Source organism: Vibrio cidicii, assembly GCF_009665415.1.
GTDB classification, from domain to species: domain Bacteria; phylum Pseudomonadota; class Gammaproteobacteria; order Enterobacterales; family Vibrionaceae; genus Vibrio; species Vibrio cidicii.
Window position 1 is genome coordinate 1,265,805 of record NZ_CP035921.1, and the last position, 20,216, is coordinate 1,286,020.

A 20,216-nucleotide genomic window follows, 5' to 3' on the forward strand; every position below is an offset into this window, starting at 1 on the left:
TTTGCACCATTATACGCACATTCGTATCGCAGAGGCGAGACATCGCGGCGTAGATTAATGACCACATAATCAAATCGTTGGGTGGTGAGCACAACAGGCAATAAAAAAGCTGGCGTTTGCCAGCTTTAAAATCAAGCGATTAATCTTCGTAATCGTCGTCTTCATCATCATCAGGGTAAAGTGCGTCTTCGCCTTCGTAGTACGTGCCCCAACCATCATAAATAATGTCGTATTTTTCAGCTAGATGAACCAATTTCTCAACTTGGGCGTCAATCGCTTCGGCATCAAGGGCAGATTGCATGGTGGCATCACAGCAAAGCAGGATCTTACCATCTTCGTCTTCGGTCTCTTCGGCTTCGAGAACCTCAAAACCCATTTTAAAGGCTTCAACCACCGCTTTTTCCAGCGTCTCAAAGTCTTCGGCAAACAGATGGTGCTCAATTTCATACAGAGCATCAGGATCACTGCCATCTTCGAGTAGGGCAGCAATAATATCGCGAGTATCTTCCTTTTGAATCTCGATTAATTCTTCAACTGACAGATATTCATCTTCGTGAGACATGGTTTAGCTCCGGAATCGTAACTCTAACTTGGTTCATCGTTAATGCGGTGAAATATGGCATGGATCGAGCGGAAAAGCCACCGACAAACTCTTTTCCTCTTTATCTTTCTCTGCTGCGGCGAGCAAAAGTCACAAGCACGTCAACTTCGCTACACTAAATTAACAATTTTACTCTTTCCGTAAGATTCAGAAGATCCTACGTGAGCAAAAATGGACAGCACATAAATATAATTGCCTAAAAGTTGCCGCTTCATTCACGATTAAATCCTGTCAAAAAGCAAGATTGCGACTAATGGAGCGGCAATAAGTGCATATTATTGAATGTCTATTCAATCATTTCCTAAGATTCCTCATCCAGAGAGCACTGAGTAACGCGCATAAAAACGCATATTTTGCCCTTGAAAAGAACAAACACCAAAACAAGACAAGAAACCAAATAAATAACAGAAACCAGCAATAAAAACCAATATTAAAACAAAATACAGAATTTAAATAAAGCAAAGCGATTTGCATCTTATAGATAAGGTTGTCATAAATAGCGGCAGGATAAATTGTAAGGATGCAAAATGAGCAAGCTGTATGTCGGCTCCGAGGTCGGTCAACTACGACGAGTGTTGTTAAACCGCCCAGAGCGAGCCCTAACCCATCTCACCCCCTCCAATTGCCACGAGTTACTGTTTGATGATGTGTTAGCGGTTGAGGCGGCGGGGCAAGAACACGATGCGTTTGCCAACACGCTACGCAGCCAAGGGGTTGAAGTATTACTGCTGCACGATCTCTTGGTTCAAACCCTCGCCGTACCGCAAGCCAAACACTGGCTGCTGAATGTGCAAGTGTCGGATTTTCGCTACGGGCCGATTTTCGCCCGCGATCTGCGCCACTATCTCTCTGATATGGACGATGAGCATCTGGCAACCATTCTACTCGGCGGATTAGCCTACTCTGAGTTGCCGATCAAATCCGCGTCTATGCTACCAAGAATGAAGCGCCCGCTGGATTTCGTCATTGAGCCGCTGCCCAACCATCTCTTCACCCGCGACACCTCATGTTGGGTATACGGAGGCGTGTCACTCAACCCAATGATGAAAGCGGCTCGCCAACGGGAAACCAACCATTTGCGCGCGATTTACCAATGGCACCCGACGTTTGCGGGGCAAGATTTCATCAAATACTTCGGTGATGAAGACCTGCACTACGACAACGCCAATATCGAAGGCGGCGATGTGCTGGTGATCGGCAAAGGCGCGGTGTTAATTGGTATGTCTGAACGCACCACGCCACAAGGGGTAGAAAACCTCGCGGCGAGCCTGTTTAAGTCCGGTCAAGCAAAAGAGGTGATCGCCATCGATCTGCCGAAGCACCGCTCTTGCATGCATTTAGACACCGTCATGACGCACATGGATGTCGATACCTTTTCGGTCTATCCAGAGATCATGCGCAAAGACCTCGATACGTGGCGTCTCACACCACAAGGAAACGGTGAAATGCGCGTCGAGGCATCGCATAACTATCTGCATGCTATCGAAACGGCTCTTGGTTTGGATCAGCTCAACATCATCACCACAGGTGGCGACAACTACGAAGCCGAACGCGAGCAGTGGAATGATGCCAATAACGTGCTGACCGTCAAACCGGGTGTGGTGATTGGCTACGAGCGCAACGTCTACACCAATGAGAAGTATGACAAGGCAGGGATTGAGGTTTTAACCATTCCCGGCAATGAACTGGGGCGCGGCCGTGGCGGCGCACGCTGCATGAGTTGTCCGATTGAGCGCGATGACATTTAATCTCGCTAACTCCTAGCCGTTTCAACAAAAACCGATGTTTGCGCATCGGTTTTTTCTTACGCAAATAAAAATATTTATTCACAAATACAGCATTTATATGTTTTACTAGCGCCATAACTCTTCATAGAAAAAGGGCTGGCTCATGGCATTTAATCTTCGCAATCGCAATTTTCTCAAGCTGCTGGACTTCTCACCGAAGGAAATTCAGTTTTTGCTGGACCTCTCCGCGCAGCTAAAAAAAGCCAAGTACGCCGGAACCGAGAAGAAAACCTTACAAGGCAAGAACATCGCGCTGATCTTCGAAAAAGCGTCGACCCGTACACGCTGCGCCTTTGAAGTGGCCGCTTTTGATCAAGGAGCACAGGTTTCTTACATCGGTCCATCCGGTTCGCAAATCGGCGACAAAGAGTCGATGAAAGATACCGCTCGAGTGCTCGGGCGAATGTACGATGGCATTCAGTATCGCGGCTTTGGTCAAGCGATTGTTGAAGAGCTTGGCGCCTACGCAGGCGTGCCTGTTTGGAACGGCCTGACCGACGAATTCCATCCCACGCAAATTCTTGCAGATTTCCTCACCATGCTAGAGCACGGCCAAGGTAAAGCCTTGCATCAAATCAAATTTGCCTATCTTGGCGATGCGCGCAACAACATGGGTAATTCGCTCATGGTTGGCGCGGCCAAGATGGGCATGGACATTCGCTTAGTCGCGCCGAAAGCCTTTTGGCCGCAAGAGGAGTTAGTAGCCCTTTGCCAAACCATTGCCAGCGAAAGCGGAGCAAAAATCACCTTAACCGAAAGCGTCGAAGAGGGCGTGGCCGGGTGTGATTTTCTCTACACCGATGTGTGGGTTTCCATGGGCGAAGCAGCGCAAGCGTGGGATGAGCGCGTGGCGCTGATGAAGCCGTATCAAGTCAATATGGCGATGCTCAAGCAAACGGGCAATCCCGCGGTGAAATTTATGCACTGCTTACCCGCCTTCCATAACGATGAAACCGTCATCGGCAAACAAGTGGCGGAAAAATATGGGATGAAAGGGCTAGAAGTGACAGAAGAGGTGTTTGAATCAGACCACTCCATTGTCTTTGATGAAGCAGAAAATCGCATGCATACCATCAAAGCGGTGATGGTGGCAACGCTGGGCAGCTAAGCAAAATACGAGTGAGTTAATCGATTACATTAGCGCATAAAAGATTGATGTAATCGCTTGCGCTCACGCGCTTGATGCGTATAATACCCGGCAATTTGTCCGAGGGTTATGAAATGACAACGCGTTTGACAACCAACACAGCACGACGAGCAGGCACTCAATCTCACCTGCATGGCGCTGTTTCTTCTGTCGTTGCATTGACTAATTCGATTGATTTTTAAAGCCTCCCTCAATGGGAGGCTTTTTTATTGCCTGAAACATTCAGATAGGGAAGACGACTATGACAAACTCGCTTTATAAAAAGCACATTATTTCCATTCCGGAGCTGAGCCGCGCTGAGCTGGAATTGATTGTCAAAACGGCTGGTCAACTCAAAGCAGAGCCAAATCCAGATCTGATCAAAAACAAAGTGGTGGCGAGCTGCTTCTTCGAGCCTTCGACCCGAACCCGCTTGTCGTTTGAAACGGCGATTCAGCGCATCGGCGGCGACGTGATTGGCTTTGACGATGGCGGAAACACCTCGCTGGCGAAAAAAGGCGAAACACTGGCCGATTCGGTGCAAGTGATCTCTAACTATGTGGATGCGTTTGTCATGCGCCACCCGCAAGAGGGCGCCGCGCGTTTGGCGTCGGAGTTCTCAAACGGCGTGCCCGTGATTAACGCGGGCGACGGCGCTAACCAGCACCCCACGCAGACCCTGCTTGATCTGTTCACCATTTCTGAAACCCAAGGCCGCTTGGACGAACTCAACGTAGCGTTTGTCGGCGACCTCAAGTATGGCCGCACGGTCCACTCGCTCACTCAAGCACTGGCGAAATTTAACAACATCCGTTTCTTCTTTGTCGCACCTGATGCGCTGGCGATGCCAGAGTACATTCTGGAAGAGTTGGATGAAGCAGGCATCGCCTACAGCGTGCACAACGACATGGACAGCGTGATCCCAGAGTTAGATATTCTCTACATGACCCGCGTGCAAAAAGAGCGTTTCGATGCCTCAGAATATGTGCACATCAAATCGGCCTACATCCTCACCGCCGCTATGCTGGAAAATGCCCGCGATAACTTGAAAGTGCTGCACCCGCTGCCACGCGTCGACGAGATCACCACCGATGTGGATAAAACGCCTTACGCTTACTACTTCCAGCAAGCAGGCAACGGCGTATACGCGCGTGAAGCCCTGTTAGCCCTAGTTTTGAATGAATCACTGTAATCGGAGAGAAATAGCATGGAAAAAGAGACAAAATTGCAGGTTGAAGCGATTAAAAACGGTACAGTGATTGACCACATTCCGGCGCAAGTGGGCATTAAGGTGCTGAAACTGTTCGATATGCACAACTCTTCTCAGCGTGTCACCATCGGCCTCAATCTGCCCTCTTCCGCGCTTGGCAGTAAAGATCTGCTCAAAATTGAGAACGTCTTCATCAGTGAAGAACAAGCGCGCAAACTGGCGCTGTATGCCCCGCACGCGACCGTTAACCAAATCGAAAACTATCACGTGGTGAAGAAACTGGCATTAGAGTTGCCGGAGTTTGTCAGCGATGTGTTCGAGTGCCCGAACAGCAACTGCATTTCTCACAACGAGCCCGTGGCCAGCAGCTTTCGCGTGTTTGAAAAGAAAGGCGATGTGCGCTTGAAATGCAAATACTGCGAGAAAGTATTTTCACGCGAAATCGTCACCGAACGTTAATCGTCACAAGCACTTCCCAGCCTTCGCGGCTGGGGATTTTCTCTTTACCAATCATCCCTTTCGCGGCACACTGAAGCCTCTTTTGTTTTCCCCTCAATCAAGATGGAACATAACAATGACTAAAGTACTTCACACTGATTCGGCGCCTGCGGCCATCGGCCCTTACATTCAAGGTGTTGACCTTGGCAACATGGTCCTAACTTCTGGCCAGATCCCCGTCAACCCTGCGACCGGCGAAATCCCAGCAGAGATCGCAGCGCAAGCACGTCAGTCGCTCGACAACGTCAAAGCCGTGGTCGAAGCCTCTGGCCTGAGCGTGGGTGACATCGTAAAAATGACGGTTTTCGTCAAAGATTTAAATGACTTCGGCACAGTGAATGACGTGTACGGCAAGTTTTTTGACGAGCACAACGTGGCGCACTACCCAGCGCGCTCTTGCGTAGAAGTGGCTCGCCTACCGAAAGATGTTGGCATCGAAATCGAAGCGATTGCGGTACGCAAATAATCGATTGAGTCGGCTCACCGAGCTCGGCAAAAAGTAAGGGTGACATGAGGTCACCCTTTTTTGTCTCTGCGCGAGCTTACACTACGCGATTTAACGCTTCACCGCGCCAAAACGCATTGATGTTTTCCATCAGGATCTCGGCCAGTTTGCTGATCGCCGAATCACTGCCCCACGCCACATGCGGCGTGAGCAGCAAGTTTGGCAGTGCCATGTTCGCCAACAGCGGATTGGTTTCATCTGCAGGCTCTTGGCTAAACACATCCACGCCCGCACCGGCAATCACACCATTTTTCAGCGCAGCGACCAACGCCTGTTCATCGACCAAACCACCTCGGCCAGCATTGAGTAAAATCGCCGATGGCTTCATTTGCGTCAGTTCATCCGCACCAATCAAATTGACCGTGTGCTCAGACAGCGGACAGTGCAAACTTATGGCGTCACTGTTTTGCAGCACTTCGTCAAGCGGCAGATACCCCTCGCGGCACTGCGTCGCTCCTTTGTGCTCAGCAAAAAGCACCTGCATACCCAGCGCTCGCGCCAGTTTGGCGGTGGCTTGGCCCAGAGCACCTGCGCCAATAATGCCTAAGGTTGTGCCAGCAATATCACCAATCGGATGGGTAAAAAAGCAGAACTGCTTATCTTTTTGCCAGACGCCAGCGGCAATATCTTGATGATAAGCAAACAGATTACGTCTTAGCGCAAACAGCATCGCCATCACATGTTCCGGCACTGAGTTACCCGCATAGCCTCGCACGTTACTCACTGCGATCTGCTTGGCCGAGCAGTAGTCCACATCTACATTATTAAACCCGGTGGCTGCCACCGCGATCAGGCGCAGATTGGGCAGTTGACTTAACACCGTTTGGTCTAACACCACCTTGTTGGTGATAACCATATCGGCCGCTTGCAGGCGCTCCACCACTTGCTCTGGCGAGGTGAGAGGGTACTCAATCCAGTGGTGAGCAAAATCGACTTGCGGCAGTGGAATGTGAGCGGGAATGGTGGCTCGGTCGAGAAAAACGATAGTGGGCAGTGACATAGCAACTCCTGTAATGCACTGCCCATCGCTCGTTGATTAAGGATTGGACAGCGTTTTGTAATCCGGTAATTTACGCGCAGGATCGTAATAAGAAAAGATCATCTCTTGCGCCTCCGGATAAAAATCACACGGCACAAAGATGCTGCGCAGCCAACGATTCTTCGGATGATAAAAGCTCAGTTCAGCGGCATGCAACTCTAAACGTGCAGAAAAGGCGCGCGCTTCACCGCTGGCGTAAAACTCATCCCCGACAATCGGATGGCCGATGGACTGCATGTGCACGCGCAGTTGGTGCGTACGACCGGTGATCGGTAGCAGGCGCATGATGGTGGTTTTCTCACCATTAGGGTGCACTTCACGCTTGGCCACATGGAACTTGGTCTGCGATGGCCTGCCCTCTTCATGACACACTTTCTGCAACGGACGATTTGGCCAGTCGACAATCAGCGGCAGATCGATCATGCCTTCATCGGCTTCCACATGGCCCCAAACGCGAGCGTAGTAGATTTTGTGCGTTAAACGGTATTGAAACTGCTTCTTCAGTGCCGATTCTGCATGTTTGCCTTTGGCGAGCAGCATCAAGCCTGAGGTGGCGAGATCCAAACGGTGTACCACTTGAATGTCTGGATCTTGCTGTTTCAAACGACTCCAGACGCTGTCGTTGTATTGCGGCAAGCGCCCCGGCACCGACAGCAGGCCAGACGGCTTATTGACCACCAAAATATGCCCATCTTCATAGACAATGTCTATCCAAGGGTCGGTCGGCGGATGGTATTCAAACTCAGACATAAAAGTGTCTCATAACAAAATCAATCAAGGTCGCCCGTTGAGTCTCATATCACGGTAACGGGCGACGCGAATTAGTTGTGGCTGACCACAATCAAACGCAGTGAATCAAGCTGGTACTGCGCTTTGCCAATGTAACCACTCAGCTCTTTGATTTGCGCGTCAATCGCTTCCAACTCTTCGTCACGAATATTCGGGTTGACCGCTTTCAGCGCTTGCAGACGTTCCAGCTCACCATTGAGGCTTTGCTGCATCTCTTGCTGTGCTTGCTGACGAATCGCTTCGACGCGCTCAACCACCAGCGCATCACCGGACTCGATCAAACGGTGAATATCTTGCTGTACCGACGAAACCAGTTTGCTGGCCAGATGACGGTTCACTGGGCTAAGTTGACGGTTAAAGCCTTCAAACTCAACCTGAGCCGACAAATCGTTGCCGCGCGCATCCATCATCAAACGGATGGGCGTGCGCGGTAGGAAGCGGCCGATACCGCTGCGTTTTGGCGCTTGGGCATCCACCGCATAAATCAGCTCGAGCAAAATTGTGCCAACTGGCAACGCTTTGTTCTTCAGCAGCGACACCGCACACGTGCCGACGCCTTCGCTCATCAACAGGTCGATACCGCCCTGAATCATCGGGTGTTCCCAACTGATAAAGTGCATGTCTTCACGCGACAGCGCCGTATCGCGGTCAAACGTGATGGTCGCTCCTTCGTACGGTAGGCCCGGGTAGCTTGGCACCATCATGTGCTCGGATGGCGTAACGACAATCGCGTTTTCGCCTTTATCGTCTTGGTTAAGGCCAATGGTATCAAACAGGCTCAGCGCAAAGCTCACCAAGTTGGTATCGCCATCTTTGCCCGCGATCTCTGCCACGATCTGCTGCGCTTTTTCGCCGCCGTTAGAGTGCATTTCCAACAGGCGATCGCGCCCTTGTTCTAACTGCGCTTTTAGCTCGAGGTTCATTTTGGCCGATTGGGCAATCACCTCTTCCAGCGGCGTACTGTCACCGGATGCGAGGATCTCAATCAGCGTATCGGCGTATTGATCATACACCGCACGACCGGTTGGGCAGGTTTCGGCAAACGCATTCAAGCCTTCATCGAACCAACGCGCGAGCACCTCTTGCGCAGTGCCTTGCAGGTAAGGAACATGAATGTCGATATCACGTTTTTGTCCGATGCGATCCAAACGGCCAATTCGCTGCTCAAGCAGATCCGGGTTAAACGGCAAATCAAACATCACCAACTGGTTAGCGAACTGGAAGTTACGGCCTTCTGAGCCGATCTCACTACAGATCAGCACCTGAGCGCCGCCCTCTTCCTGAGCAAAGTACGCCGCTGCTTTGTCGCGCTCGAGAATCGACATGCCTTCGTGGAACACGGTGGCGCGAATGCCTTCACGCTCGCGCAGCGCTTGCTCTAGTTGTAATGCCGTGCTGGAGCGCGAGGCGATAACCAAAATTTTCTCGCTGCGTTTGGCGAGAATTTTTTCCAGCAGCCAGTTTACCCGCGAGTCAAATTGCCACCAGCTTGAATCGTCCCCTTCAAACTCTTGGAAGATCTCTTCCGGATAAAGGTTTTTCATCGCACGCGCTTCCGGCGTCATTTTACCGCCAATCATGCCTGAAACACGCATTGAGGTAGTGTATTGCGATGGGATCGGCATCGGCAATAGGTGCACGTTACGCACTGGGAAGCCTTTGATGGCCGCACGGGTGTTACGGAATAGAACACGTCCCGTGCCGTGGCGATCCATCAGGTTGTCAATCAGCTCTTGGCGCGCAGCAGCTTTGCTCTCTTCGTCGGCGTTGCTTTCAATAATACGGAACAGCGGTTCAACGTCCTGCTCCGAAAGCAGTTCAGTGATCTGATTTTTTGCCTCATCAGGCAGCAGCTTGCCCGAAAACAGCGCAGTGATCGCATCGGCAACTGGCGCGTACTGCGCTTCTTCTTCGACAAACGCCTCGTAGTCGTAGAAACGATCTGAATCCAGCAGGCGCAGACGGGCAAAGTGACTCTCGCGGCCAAGCTGCTCGGGGGTCGCGGTCAGCAGCAATACGCCCGGCGTGCGCTCAGCCAGCCCTTCAATCACTTGGTAGCCGCGGCTTGGTTTGTCTTGGCTCCATTCCAGATGGTGCGCTTCATCGACCACCAACAGATCCCAATCTGCCTCCAGTGCTTGCTCAAAACGTTTGCGACTTTTGCGCAAGAAATCCAGTGAACAGAGCACGTACTGCTGGGTGTCAAATGGGTTGTCCGATTCGGCGAATGCTTCAACGCAGCGCTCTTCGTCAAAAATCGAGAAATGCAGGTTGAAACGACGCATCATTTCCACCAGCCACTGGTGCTGCAAAGTTTCCGGCACCACAATCAAAATGCGCTCAGCACGGCCAAGCAGCACTTGTTGATGAATGATCATCCCCGCTTCGATGGTTTTACCTAGGCCCACTTCATCTGCCAGTAATACGCGCGGCGCATGACGACGCCCCACTTCGTGGGCAATATAAAGCTGGTGAGGAATAAGGCCAGCGCGCATGCCACAGAGGCCGCGCATTGGGCTGCGATGCTGCTCATACTGATTTTTCAATGCGCGGTAACGCAGCACGAAGTTATCCATGCGGTCGATTTGACCAGCGTACATTTTGTCTTGCGGCTTGTTGAAACGGATTTGGTTACTAAGGAAAATTTCACGCAGCGCGACTCCGGTCTCTTCGGTGTCTTCGCGCGTGCCGAGGTAAGTGTAAAGGCCTTTCTCCTCCACCACTTGTTCAACACGCAGTGACCAGCCTTCTTGACACTCCACGACATCACCGACGTTAAAAATCACTCGGGTTACTGGGGCATCGTTACTGGCATAAACACGGTTTTCCTCTGAAGCGGCGAACATTAATGTCACCGTTCGCGCGTCTAACGCGACCACCGTACCTAAACCCAAATCACTTTCCGTATCGCTGATCCAGCGTTGCCCCAGAGCAAATGTCATGAATTGACTACCTCGTTTTGATTATGAATTCTAAAAGCTTAGTTCTGCTTACGCCCCTCGCCAACCGGGAAAAGGCGAATAATTCGCTGTAAAAATCGCCGCAGAAAAAGGCCGCTAATCTTACTTGATGCCGTGATGGAGGTCACGCCCAAACACTGGGATTCACTTTATTTTTTTCACCAAACGTGGATGAAATCAAAATGTAAAAAACTCATGGCATTTGTGGGATCTGGTGTGATCAAATTTGCGTATACTTAAACAGAACCTGTTCGCCCTTTCTCGCCAGAAAGCGGACAGCGGCACAGATAATGCAGGTTCTCGGTACACGTTTAGGATCAACACGGGTTTGCAGTAAGTCGTCTCGCTACTCGGTTGACATGCCATATGCGCCCCCAATGGTGCCTCTGTCGGTAATGGCCGGAAGTATTCGACCTCTGCTGCAAGCATACGGCCAAGCAGAAGACCTCTGTCTTCGCTTGGTACTGAGCAAGCAAAGCCGCGTTGCGGCAAGGAGACGCTATGGGCGATACCGACCGGAAACTGTTTGTACTTGATACCAACATACTGCTACACGAACCCTTCGCTATCTACTCGTTCAAAGAGCACGACGTGGTGATACCCATGACGGTGCTTGAAGAGCTGGACCGAATCAAAGACAGTAAACGAGATGTGGCGCGCGATGCGCGCGTGGCGATTCGTGCACTGGAAGACCTCTTTCGCGATGCCACCCCGGATGAAATTTCAGAAGGCATTCCCGTCTCCGGGGAAGGCAACAGTCGCGGTACCATTGCTATTCTGGCCGATTTCGAACTGCAAGAAACGGTCAAAGCCTTTGCCGATAAAGCGGGCGACAACCGCATTCTCAACGCCGTGCTCTATCTGCAAAACAAACGTGCGCCACGTGAAGTGGTGCTGGTTACCAAAGACATCAACATGCGTCTGCGCGCCAAAGGGGCCGGTGTACGCTTTGTTGAAGACTATCGCACCGACCAACTGATTGACGATATTCAATACCTCACCAAAGGCTTTCAACAGCGTGAAGGCGATTTTTGGCAAAACGTGGATCAGGTTGAGAGCCGCACGCTCGGCGGCCGGACCTATCACACCCTCGATAGAGCGCCGTTCGACCCGACTTTTATTAACCAATATGTGATTGATGAAGAGAGCGACTTCGCCGGCCGTGTGGCGGAGATTGACGGCGACAAACTGACACTGCTCGACATCAGTCGCGAGCGCATGATGCACCGCCGTGCTTGGGATATCTCACCGAAGAACATCTATCAGGCGATGGCGCTGGATGCGTTGCTGGATCCGACCATTGACCTAGTGATCCTCACTGGCGCGGCGGGCAGCGGTAAAACCTTGCTTGCCATGGCCGCCGCGCTAGAGCAAACCATAGAGAAAAAGATGTTCGATAAGATTATCGTGACGCGTAACACCCCAGACATCGGCGAGTCAATCGGCTTCTTGCCCGGCACCGAGGAGGAAAAAATGATGCCTTGGCTTGCGTCGGTGACCGATACACTGGAAGCGCTGCACAAAAACGATCACTGCACCGAAGGCTCGCTCAAATACATCGTCGATAAAGCCAACATTCAGTTCAAATCGATCAACTTTATGCGCGGCCGTTCGATTCAAAATGCGTTTGTCTTGCTGGATGAGTGCCAAAACCTCACCGCATCGCAAATCAAAACCATCATCACTCGTTGTGGGGAAGGCACTAAGATCGTCTGTTCCGGTAACCTAGCGCAGATTGATTCCCACTACCTGACTCCAGTCACCTCGGGCCTGACCTACATGGTCGAGCGCTTTAAGAATTTCGAAGGCAGTGCCAACATCCACCTCAACGGCGTGGTGCGCAGCCGCTTGGCGGAATTTGCCGAGGAGAATTTGTAGTGAAGAAAGAGAGGAACTAGATTGCTAGGTGCTAGGTGCTAGGTGCTAGGTGCTAGGTGCTAGGTGCTAGGTGCTAGGTTACTCATAAATAAGCAAACGAGACAAGAGTGAGCTTAAAAAGGGGGCGATCATTTCGCCCCCTTGCGTTATTACTGTGTGGGATTATTCCGTGCCGCCTACCGTGATGGAGTCGAGTTTCAGGGTCGGTTGCCCAACACCAACCGGAATACTCTGCCCGGCTTTGCCACACACGCCCACACCGCGATCGATGCTGAGATCGTTGCCGACCATCGACACTTGCTGCATGGCTTCAATCCCAGAACCAATTAAGGTCGCGCCTTTGACCGGGCGAGTGATCTTGCCGTTTTCGATTAAATACGCTTCCGAGGTTGAGAAGACAAATTTACCGGAAGTGATGTCTACCTGACCGCCACCGAAGTTAGGCGCGTACAAGCCTTTTTTCACCGTGGCGATGATCTCTTCCGGCGTGTGCTGACCCGGCAGCATGTAAGTGTTGGTCATGCGCGGCATCGGCAGGTGAGCGTAAGATTCACGGCGACCGTTGCCCGTTGGGTTCACGCCCATCAAACGTGCGTTGAGCTTATCTTGCATGTAGCCTTGCAAAACGCCGTTTTCAATCAGGGTGTTGTATTGACCATTTACCCCTTCGTCATCCACGTTCAAAGAACCGCGCAGATCTTTGAGGGTGCCGTCATCGACAATGGTACACAGTGGCGAGGTCACCTGACTGCCGATTTTGCCGGAGAAGACGGAAGAGCCTTTACGGTTGAAATCTCCTTCTAAACCATGGCCGACCGCTTCATGTAGCAGTACGCCCGGCCAGCCCGAACCGAGCACCACAGGCATGGTTCCCGCTGGCGCAGCGTCGGCTTCAAGATTGACCAGCGCCATGCGAATCGCTTCATCAGCAAAGTGGAACGCGCGTTGCACGCCATCTTCTTCACCGATAAAGAAATCGTAGCCAAAACGGCCACCACCACCCGAGCTGCCACGCTCACGGCGATCGCCTTTTTCCGCCAATACGCTAATGGACAATCTCACCAGCGGGCGCACATCGCCTGCGTAAGTACCATCGGTTGCGGCAACCAGCATCTGTTCATGCACGCCGCTTAAGCTGATCGATACCTCTTTGACCAGCGGCTCTTTGGTGCGAATATAGGCATCGAGCGATTTAAGCAGTTCGGTTTTTTGCTGTTTTTCCCAGCATGCGAGTGGATTGAGCGCCGCATAATAGTGCTGATTATCGCTACGGCGAAAGGCTTGCACTTGACCATTTTGCCCTTGCTGGGCAATACCGCGCGCGGCAAGAGCACTTTGACGCAAACCGTCCAACTGAATTTGGTCGGCATAGGCAAAACCGGTTTTCTCACCCGTCACCGCACGCACACCGACACCACAATCAATATTGAAAGAACCGTCTTTGATGATGCTGTCTTCCAGCACTAAAGATTCGTGCCAGCTGGACTGAAAATAGATGTCGGCATAGTCAATTTGGCGCGTTGCAATGCTGCTTAATGTCTCCGCCACGTCCTGCGCTGTTAGACCTCCCGGTGCTAACAGTGCCTCTTCTACTTGATTAATACTCATAAGCTTGGCTCTGCTTTTTTATTTAGTAAATGGGTAAAACGACCATGCTGAGCAACGGGCATGTTTTGTCGAATCTTCTCGCTATAGGCTAAATCAATCTCGGCAACAAGCAAGTCGCCCTGTTGTGGGAGTTGCGCCACCACACTTCCCCACGGGTCAATCACCATCGAATGACCCCACGTTTCTCGCTTGGCGGTGTGCTGGCCACCTTGCCCCGCGGCAATCACCCAGGTTTGTGTTTCGATGGCGCGGGCTCTGAGCAGTACTTCCCAGTGCGCTTCGCCAGTGACGGCGGTAAAGGCCGCAGGCACCAAGATTATTTGCGCGCCTTGCTCGCGCAGCGCTTGGTAGAGTGCAGGAAAACGCAAATCGTAGCAGATGCTCAGACCAAGTTTGCCAACCGGCGTCTCCACCACGCAAATTTCATTGCCGGGTTGAAAACTGTCGGACTCGCGATAGCTACCATGACCATCGGCGACATCGACATCGAACATGTGCAGTTTGCTGTAATAGCCTAAACGCTCACCATCGGGACCAAACACCAGACTGGTGGTGGTCACGCCAGTGGCGCGGCGGATCGGCATACTGCCGACCACCAAGGTGATCTGCAGGCTTTGCGCCAACTGCGCCAAAGCGCGTTGCAGCGGCCCCTCTCCCAGCACTTCCGCATGCTGGTGGTAAGCTTGTTTGTCAGCAAACAGCAGCGCATTTTCCGGTGTCACCACCAGTTTCGCCCCTTGTTTGGCCGCCTGCTCACAGCCACGCTGAATCGCCGCCAGATTCGCTGAGGGTTCGGCGCTTGAGGTCATCTGAATAATGGCAATCCTTTCCATTGCACACTCCTATTGTTGCACTTCGCTGCGCATTTTCTCTGGCAGGGTAAACTCGCCGCGGCTACGGGAAATCTCTTTTACCGTCGGCGCTTCGAGCGGCCCTTTGACTTCGTAGTTAACCTGCGTAAACACCTCAACCACGGGCGAGATCACCGTCGAGATCGCCAGCACGTACAGCGCGGTTTGCGGCGCTACGGCAAACGCCGTCAGAATCGGAAGGCCCGAGGTAACATCGGGAATAAACTGCACTTCGGCATCGACCGTGCGTTGCCCCATGTCCGCCAAACCGCGAATGCGCATTTCACCGGCCAGCGCATCCATAAAAATGTCGTTAGTAACAAACACACCATCTTGAATTTTGCCGGTGCCTTTGATCGAGTTAAACGCCATACCCTGATCAAACACGTCGGTAAAATCGAGCTGCATTTTACGGATGATCGAGTCTAGACTGAATAGCCCCAGTAGACGCGCCGCGCCGCTCACATCGGAGATCACTCCTTTGCCAAACTCGCTCTGCACTTCACCATCTAAGGTGCTGACACGCATCGACCAAGGTGCGCCATCCCACTCCACTTGCGAGGTGATCTCAAACGGCGCTTTTTGGATCCCCGAGGTAATACCAAAACGCTCCATCAAGTCGCTGTTATTTTCACCGCTCACTTTGAGATTCATTTGAGAGTGACTGCGCTCGCCATCCAGCATCCAGCGCCCGCTCACATCCACCTGACTATTGCCACTGGCGAGCTTGAGCTGTTTCCACTCCAGCGCGTTACCTTGACGCTGCAAATCGACGTTAACAGTGCCAACTTTGTAGCCTTGCAACCAAAAATCATCAATGTTGAGAGTCAGATTCGGCATAGCTTGGTGAAACTGGCGATCAAAACCGCTGATGAGCGGCGCATCTTCACTTTCTGCGGTCAATAGTGATTCTTGCTTGGCTTTTTTCTCATCCAAACCGGGAATATAGAGGTGCAGTTTCTCCAACGATACCGCTAAGTCATAAGGTTCAAGATAGTGTGCTTTGCCGTCGACTTCCTGACTTTTCACCTCAAGTTGCCAACTGAGGTTCTTTTTACGTGCAGAGAAATCCACATCGTGGAACTCAATCCCCGCAAGGCGCAAGGTCGGCGTTTCCAATTTGACTCGAGTCGGTAGCGGAATTTCTGGCGTTTGCATTCCGTCAAGCGCGGATTGATTGCTCGCGGGCTTCGCCATCACCACATCCAGCCACTCATCAAAATCAAAGTAGTCAGTGCGGATCAACGCATGATGCCCCACCACTGGGCTGATTTTGAACCCACCATTACCCAGTACTAGGTTGGTCGCGGTCAACTGCGGCACTTTACCGGTAATGTCGATTTCGGTTTGATATTTCGCATTGGGAAGTTGCAGACGCGCGGTGATCGACTCTTGATTACCCGAGGCTTGCAGCCGCGCATTCCAGTTTTCACCCACCGATTTATTGAGTGGATACGGGTAGCGACTGGCGACGCGATCCAACTTAGCGCTGAGATCTAACTGATAAGTAAAACCGACGTCATTGAGCTGCAAATCAATGTCCATCAGCCAAGGCGCATGGCCGGAAAGCCGCCCTAGCCATTGCTCGCCGACATAAGGAACCAGCGGCTTCACATCCCAGTCTGCCACGGTGTTGATCTTAACGCTGTAGCCGTAATCGGCGCCTTCACCAGCAAAATCGATGGCGATGTTCTGCTTGAGCAACTTGGCCGACAAACCGGAGGCTTTCACCACATCGTTGTCGAACTCAATCCGTCCGGAGACTTTTTCCAATGCCATCGGCGGCGCATCAATATCGACATGATTGCCTTTCAGATCAGCGTAGCCCCACGCACGCGGCTCTTTGCTGCTCTCAAAGGGAATATTGAGTTGGAACTGCGAGACTACTGGCCCTTTGACTTGTAATGCTGTGAGTGCAGCGCCGACAGAGTCCACCAACGGCGTTGCGGTCATGTAATCACGCACCGCATTGCCTTCCGCCGTGGCACTCGCCTCAATTTCAATATGCCCACCTTCAGCCAGTTCCGGAATACGTCCGGTGATACGCGATGCTTGCACCTCTTTTAAGGTCGCCGATTTCGAATCAAGGTACATGGCATCATTTTGGAACAACAGATCCATCTGCAAATCCGTTATCGGCGGCCACGCGGTATCAAAACTGAATTTCCCCTCTTGCAAACCGACCCAAGCTTGGAACATGCCATCGTTGTCTCGGTAAGGGAACTGACCCAGTTCACCGTACCAAAGCAGCTTGGCGGTATTGACTTTACCACCTTGGATTGCACTGGAGAGATAGTCGGTTAACTCGCGCCCAAGCGCCAACGTCGGCAAATAACGCCACGTTTCGCCAGCATTGTAAGCGTCGGCTTCGGCATAAAATGAGAGGAACGGACTCTGGTTGTCTGGAAAGTCTAAACGAAACTCGCCCAACACTTGTAAATCTGGTGTGGCGGCGGTCACCTTGTCGGCCCATAGTCGCCAGCCACCAGTATAGTTTTGCCACACAAGGTCAACTTGCCCTTGCTTGATATTGAGCGGCGCCTGAAACACATCTCCGTACGGAAACACATCATCAATCACCGCCAAAGAGACTTTGGCTTGCGTCGGCGTGCCGAAAATTGAGCCTGTTACATTGTGAAAACCCGGCAACAGCTCCCACTGCTGCATGGCTAAGGAATCGACTTCTGCCGAGTAGCGCAGTGAATCAAACCCATCGCTCATTTTAAGGCGAATGTCTTCAATCAGCCCTTTTGGCTCCAGTTTGGCCAACACATCGGTCACCTCGGTAGAGTCGGGCATCAATTTAACCAACGGCAGTAAGGCCTGAATGCTCAGTTGCGAGAGGTTTAGCGTCCAACCTTGTGGCTGCCAATCAAAGGCGACATCCAGCTCCGGCCAGTCGGTTTCGTCGGTGCGCAGACTCAGTGAGTGACCATTTACTTTCCACCCTTCTTTATCGGGAGAAAGCTTGAATACTCCCGATTCGAGGATCAGCGCATGGCGATTTTTTTCACTCCAGATCAGCTCGGAAGGCAACAATTCCACATAGGCATTACGCGGCTTCGAGTGCTGCAGGGTCAGCCAAGACTTGAGGCTCACCTTGCCAGATTCAATCCCGCTCTCACTTTTCATATAGCGGGTTAGCCAAGGCGTTACGGAAATCTCCTCGGCATTAACGTAAAACTCCCCACTGACATCCAAGAGCGAACCGTGGTCGACAAAGTTAGCGGTTACTAACAGCGCATTGAGATTGGTGCCAGCAATGCTGACCACTCCTTCCGCTAAGTGGTGCGCGCCTTGATTACGCCAACGCAGCTTCTCAATATCCAGTCGGCGATTTTCGCCCGACACCGAGCGATACCAGATTTTCGATTGCGTGAGCGACACCTCTTCAAGCTGCCTGAGCAACAAGCTATCGAGCCGTTCAATCAGTTGCGAGGTTTTACTGTCTATCTCAGGTTGTGCAGCGACTTGACGGCTTTCGGATGGTGGCGGAATCAGGTTTAACGAGCGCACATCCAAAGCCAGACCATTGAGGTCGAGATTGGCAACCACTGGCTGTAAAGTTAGTAAAGATTGGAGTAAATCGAACTCGACGTAGATTTCATCCACCGACAAGTTGATCTCTTGTTCACCGGGCATTTGCGCCTCAAGCCCATGCAGCGCCACCGAAGGGTGGCTATTGCGCCAAGCGCCAGCCACACTGCGGATCGCCACATCAAGGCCTGTACCCTGCTTCACCCAAGTGGTGATTTCTTGCTGAAAATGGTTCATGCGCGGCAGAGCGATCCGCAGCGCAGTGACAGTGATAGCCAGCAGCAGTAGGGCTGACACGATCAGCCACAGCAGCGCTCGCCCAAGGCGGGTAACAACAGAGATCACAAATTTTCCATTACATCATCACGACATCAAACTGCTCTTGAATGTACAAAGGCTCCGCTTGAATACGTACTTGCTTACCAATAAACACTTCCAACTCAGCCAAGGCATGCGACTCTTCACCGTGCAGGGCATCGGCCACCGCTGGCGACGCATACACGACAAACTTGTCGGCGTCGTAAGCGCGGTTCACTCGCGTAATTTCTCGCAGGATTTCGTAGCAGACGGTTTCGACCGTTTTCACGCTACCGCGCCCTTCACAAGTTGGACAACTGGAGCAGAGAATATGTTCGATACTTTCTCGCGTACGCTTACGCGTCATCTCCACCAAACCAAGCTGAGTAAAGCCGTTGATGTTGGTTTTCACTCTGTCTTTGCTCAGCGCATTTTCCAACGAGGTAAGTACCCGCTTACGGTGCTCTTCAGAAGTCATATCGATAAAGTCGATAATGATAATGCCGCCTAGGTTGCGCAAACGCAGTTGACGGGCGATGGCTTGGGTCGCTTCGATGTTGGTGTTAAAAATCGTCTCTTCGAGATTGCGGCGACCAACAAACGCCCCGGTATTGATGTCCACCGTGGTCATGGCTTCGGTCTGGTCGATGATCAGATAACCGCCAGATTTAAGCTCAACTTTGCGTTCCAAAGAACGTTGCACTTCGTTCTCGGTATCGTACATGTCGAAGATCGGTTTATCGCCTTCGTAGAGTTCAAGCTTATCGGTCAACTCCGGCACGTACTCAGAGGTAAACTCTTTCAGGTATTCGAATTCCTGACGGGAGTCGACCAGAATCTTATCCAGCTCAGTGCCCACAAAATCGCGCAAAATACGTTGTGCGAGGCCCAATTCGCCATACAGGGTAGAACGAGTCTTGTATTTCGCCCGGCGCTCCATCACCTTGTTCCACAAACGTTTGAGAAAGGCTGCATCTTGTGAGAGCTCTTTTTCATCTGCCCCTTCAGCGGCAGTGCGAATGATAAAGCCGCCGTGTTCATCGCAGTAGTGAGTAACAATGCGCTTAAGGCGCTCTCGCTCGGTTTCGCTTTCGATACGTTGCGACACGCCGACGTGGCTGGCCCCCGGCATAAAGACTAAATAACGCGACGGAAGAGTAATGTCGGTGGTTAGACGGGCACCTTTGGTACCGAGCGGATCTTTAACCACTTGCACGACGATGTCTTGCCCTTGGCGCACCAGTTCAGAAATGTCGCGCACCTGAAATTGCTGTTTTTCATTTTCGGCGACGCACTCGGTGTGCGGGACAATATCCGAGGCGTGAAGAAAGGCGGCTTTATCCAAGCCGATGTCGACAAAGGCAGCCTGCATGCCCGGCAGAACCCGGCTGACCTTACCTTTATAGATGTTACCGACGATGCCACGACGAGCTTCGCGTTCAATATGAACTTCTTGTAGTACTCCACCTTCAATCATGGCCACGCGAGTCTCACTCGGGGTCACGTTAAGCAGCAACTCTGCACTCATGT

14 protein-coding genes are annotated in these 20,216 nt (G+C 51.9%); 6 read left to right on the top strand and 8 right to left on the bottom strand.

All coding sequences use genetic code 11. The annotated features are described in order from the left end of the window. Positions 1 to 139 precede the first annotated feature (139 nt). The gene (rraB, locus tag EWA64_RS06810) at positions 140 to 562 is read right to left on the bottom strand and encodes a ribonuclease E inhibitor RraB (protein ID WP_039430553.1); all 423 of its coding nucleotides are present in this window, start codon (positions 560 to 562) and stop codon (positions 140 to 142) included. 566 nt (positions 563 to 1,128) lie between these two features. Here rraB and arcA point away from each other — a divergent pair. The 5 genes from arcA to EWA64_RS06835 all read left to right on the top strand — a co-directional run bounded on the left by arcA (position 1,129) and on the right by EWA64_RS06835 (position 5,688). Continuing rightward, complete coding sequence (gene arcA / locus EWA64_RS06815; RefSeq protein ID WP_061894874.1) at positions 1,129 to 2,349, top strand: arginine deiminase; 1,221 nt, start codon at positions 1,129 to 1,131, stop codon at positions 2,347 to 2,349. A gap of 142 nt (positions 2,350 to 2,491) precedes the next feature. Continuing rightward, entirely contained in the window at positions 2,492 to 3,496 is a 1,005-nt protein-coding gene (argF, locus tag EWA64_RS06820) for an ornithine carbamoyltransferase (RefSeq protein ID WP_061894875.1), read from the top strand. Between the two features lie 280 nt (positions 3,497 to 3,776). After that, the gene (gene pyrB, locus EWA64_RS06825) at positions 3,777 to 4,706 is read left to right on the top strand and encodes an aspartate carbamoyltransferase (RefSeq protein ID WP_039430559.1); all 930 of its coding nucleotides are present in this window, start codon (positions 3,777 to 3,779) and stop codon (positions 4,704 to 4,706) included. 15 nt (positions 4,707 to 4,721) lie between these two features. Beyond that, a complete protein-coding gene (gene pyrI, locus EWA64_RS06830; RefSeq protein WP_039430560.1) occupies positions 4,722 to 5,183 on the top strand; it encodes an aspartate carbamoyltransferase regulatory subunit in 462 nt (153 codons plus the stop codon). Positions 5,184 to 5,298: 115 nt separating this feature from the next. Next, positions 5,299 to 5,688: a RidA family protein gene (locus EWA64_RS06835; RefSeq protein WP_045571669.1), complete on the top strand. Its 390-nt coding sequence runs from the start codon at positions 5,299 to 5,301 to the stop codon at positions 5,686 to 5,688. 76 nt (positions 5,689 to 5,764) lie between these two features. On the opposite strand, the gene EWA64_RS06840 is transcribed toward EWA64_RS06835, so the two are convergent. From EWA64_RS06840 to rapA, 3 genes are all read right to left on the bottom strand, one after another. Continuing rightward, a complete protein-coding gene (locus EWA64_RS06840) occupies positions 5,765 to 6,727 on the bottom strand; it encodes a D-2-hydroxyacid dehydrogenase (protein WP_061894876.1) in 963 nt (320 codons plus the stop codon). 36 nt (positions 6,728 to 6,763) lie between these two features. Then, the gene (locus EWA64_RS06845; protein WP_039437419.1) at positions 6,764 to 7,516 is read right to left on the bottom strand and encodes a pseudouridine synthase; all 753 of its coding nucleotides are present in this window, start codon (positions 7,514 to 7,516) and stop codon (positions 6,764 to 6,766) included. 71 nt (positions 7,517 to 7,587) lie between these two features. Beyond that, positions 7,588 to 10,497: an RNA polymerase-associated protein RapA gene (rapA, locus tag EWA64_RS06850; RefSeq protein WP_039430567.1), complete on the bottom strand. Its 2,910-nt coding sequence runs from the start codon at positions 10,495 to 10,497 to the stop codon at positions 7,588 to 7,590. A gap of 519 nt (positions 10,498 to 11,016) precedes the next feature. Between rapA and EWA64_RS06855 the strand changes: the two genes are divergently transcribed. After that, entirely contained in the window at positions 11,017 to 12,393 is a 1,377-nt protein-coding gene (locus EWA64_RS06855) for a PhoH family protein (RefSeq protein WP_039430568.1), read from the top strand. A 162-nt stretch (positions 12,394 to 12,555) separates the two neighbouring features. Here the strand turns inward: EWA64_RS06855 and tldD are convergent, their stop codons facing one another. Genes tldD through rng form a run of 4 tightly spaced genes read right to left on the bottom strand, consistent with a single transcriptional unit; the run spans position 12,556 to position 20,214 of the window. After that, positions 12,556 to 14,001 carry a metalloprotease TldD gene (gene tldD, locus EWA64_RS06860; RefSeq protein WP_039430570.1) on the bottom strand — a complete coding sequence of 482 codons (1,446 nt, stop codon included), beginning with the start codon at positions 13,999 to 14,001 and terminating at the stop codon, positions 12,556 to 12,558. Next, a complete protein-coding gene (locus tag EWA64_RS06865) occupies positions 13,998 to 14,834 on the bottom strand; it encodes a carbon-nitrogen hydrolase family protein (RefSeq protein WP_061894877.1) in 837 nt (278 codons plus the stop codon). Before EWA64_RS06865 ends, tldD begins: the two co-directional genes overlap by 4 nt. A 9-nt stretch (positions 14,835 to 14,843) precedes the next feature. Beyond that, positions 14,844 to 18,734, bottom strand: a complete 3,891-nt coding sequence (locus EWA64_RS06870; protein WP_061894878.1) for a YhdP family protein — start codon at positions 18,732 to 18,734, stop codon at positions 14,844 to 14,846. A 10-nt stretch (positions 18,735 to 18,744) separates the two neighbouring features. After that, positions 18,745 to 20,214: a ribonuclease G gene (gene rng, locus EWA64_RS06875; RefSeq protein ID WP_061894879.1), complete on the bottom strand. Its 1,470-nt coding sequence runs from the start codon at positions 20,212 to 20,214 to the stop codon at positions 18,745 to 18,747. Positions 20,215 to 20,216: the final 2 nt, after the last annotated feature.

What these genes read in the sequence shown, in the direction of transcription:
- rraB (WP_039430553.1), bottom strand. Translation starts at nt 562, where the DNA reads ATGTCTCACGAAGATGAATATCTGTCAGTTGAAGAATTAATCGAGATT.
- arcA (WP_061894874.1), top strand. Translation starts at nt 1,129, where the DNA reads ATGAGCAAGCTGTATGTCGGCTCCGAGGTCGGTCAACTACGACGAGTG.
- argF (WP_061894875.1), top strand. Translation starts at nt 2,492, where the DNA reads ATGGCATTTAATCTTCGCAATCGCAATTTTCTCAAGCTGCTGGACTTC.
- pyrB (WP_039430559.1), top strand. Translation starts at nt 3,777, where the DNA reads ATGACAAACTCGCTTTATAAAAAGCACATTATTTCCATTCCGGAGCTG.
- pyrI (WP_039430560.1), top strand. Translation starts at nt 4,722, where the DNA reads ATGGAAAAAGAGACAAAATTGCAGGTTGAAGCGATTAAAAACGGTACA.
- EWA64_RS06835 (WP_045571669.1), top strand. Translation starts at nt 5,299, where the DNA reads ATGACTAAAGTACTTCACACTGATTCGGCGCCTGCGGCCATCGGCCCT.
- EWA64_RS06840 (WP_061894876.1), bottom strand. Translation starts at nt 6,727, where the DNA reads ATGTCACTGCCCACTATCGTTTTTCTCGACCGAGCCACCATTCCCGCT.
- EWA64_RS06845 (WP_039437419.1), bottom strand. Translation starts at nt 7,516, where the DNA reads ATGTCTGAGTTTGAATACCATCCGCCGACCGACCCTTGGATAGACATT.
- rapA (WP_039430567.1), bottom strand. Translation starts at nt 10,497, where the DNA reads ATGACATTTGCTCTGGGGCAACGCTGGATCAGCGATACGGAAAGTGAT.
- EWA64_RS06855 (WP_039430568.1), top strand. Translation starts at nt 11,017, where the DNA reads ATGGGCGATACCGACCGGAAACTGTTTGTACTTGATACCAACATACTG.
- tldD (WP_039430570.1), bottom strand. Translation starts at nt 14,001, where the DNA reads ATGAGTATTAATCAAGTAGAAGAGGCACTGTTAGCACCGGGAGGTCTA.
- EWA64_RS06865 (WP_061894877.1), bottom strand. Translation starts at nt 14,834, where the DNA reads ATGGAAAGGATTGCCATTATTCAGATGACCTCAAGCGCCGAACCCTCA.
- rng (WP_061894879.1), bottom strand. Translation starts at nt 20,214, where the DNA reads ATGAGTGCAGAGTTGCTGCTTAACGTGACCCCGAGTGAGACTCGCGTG.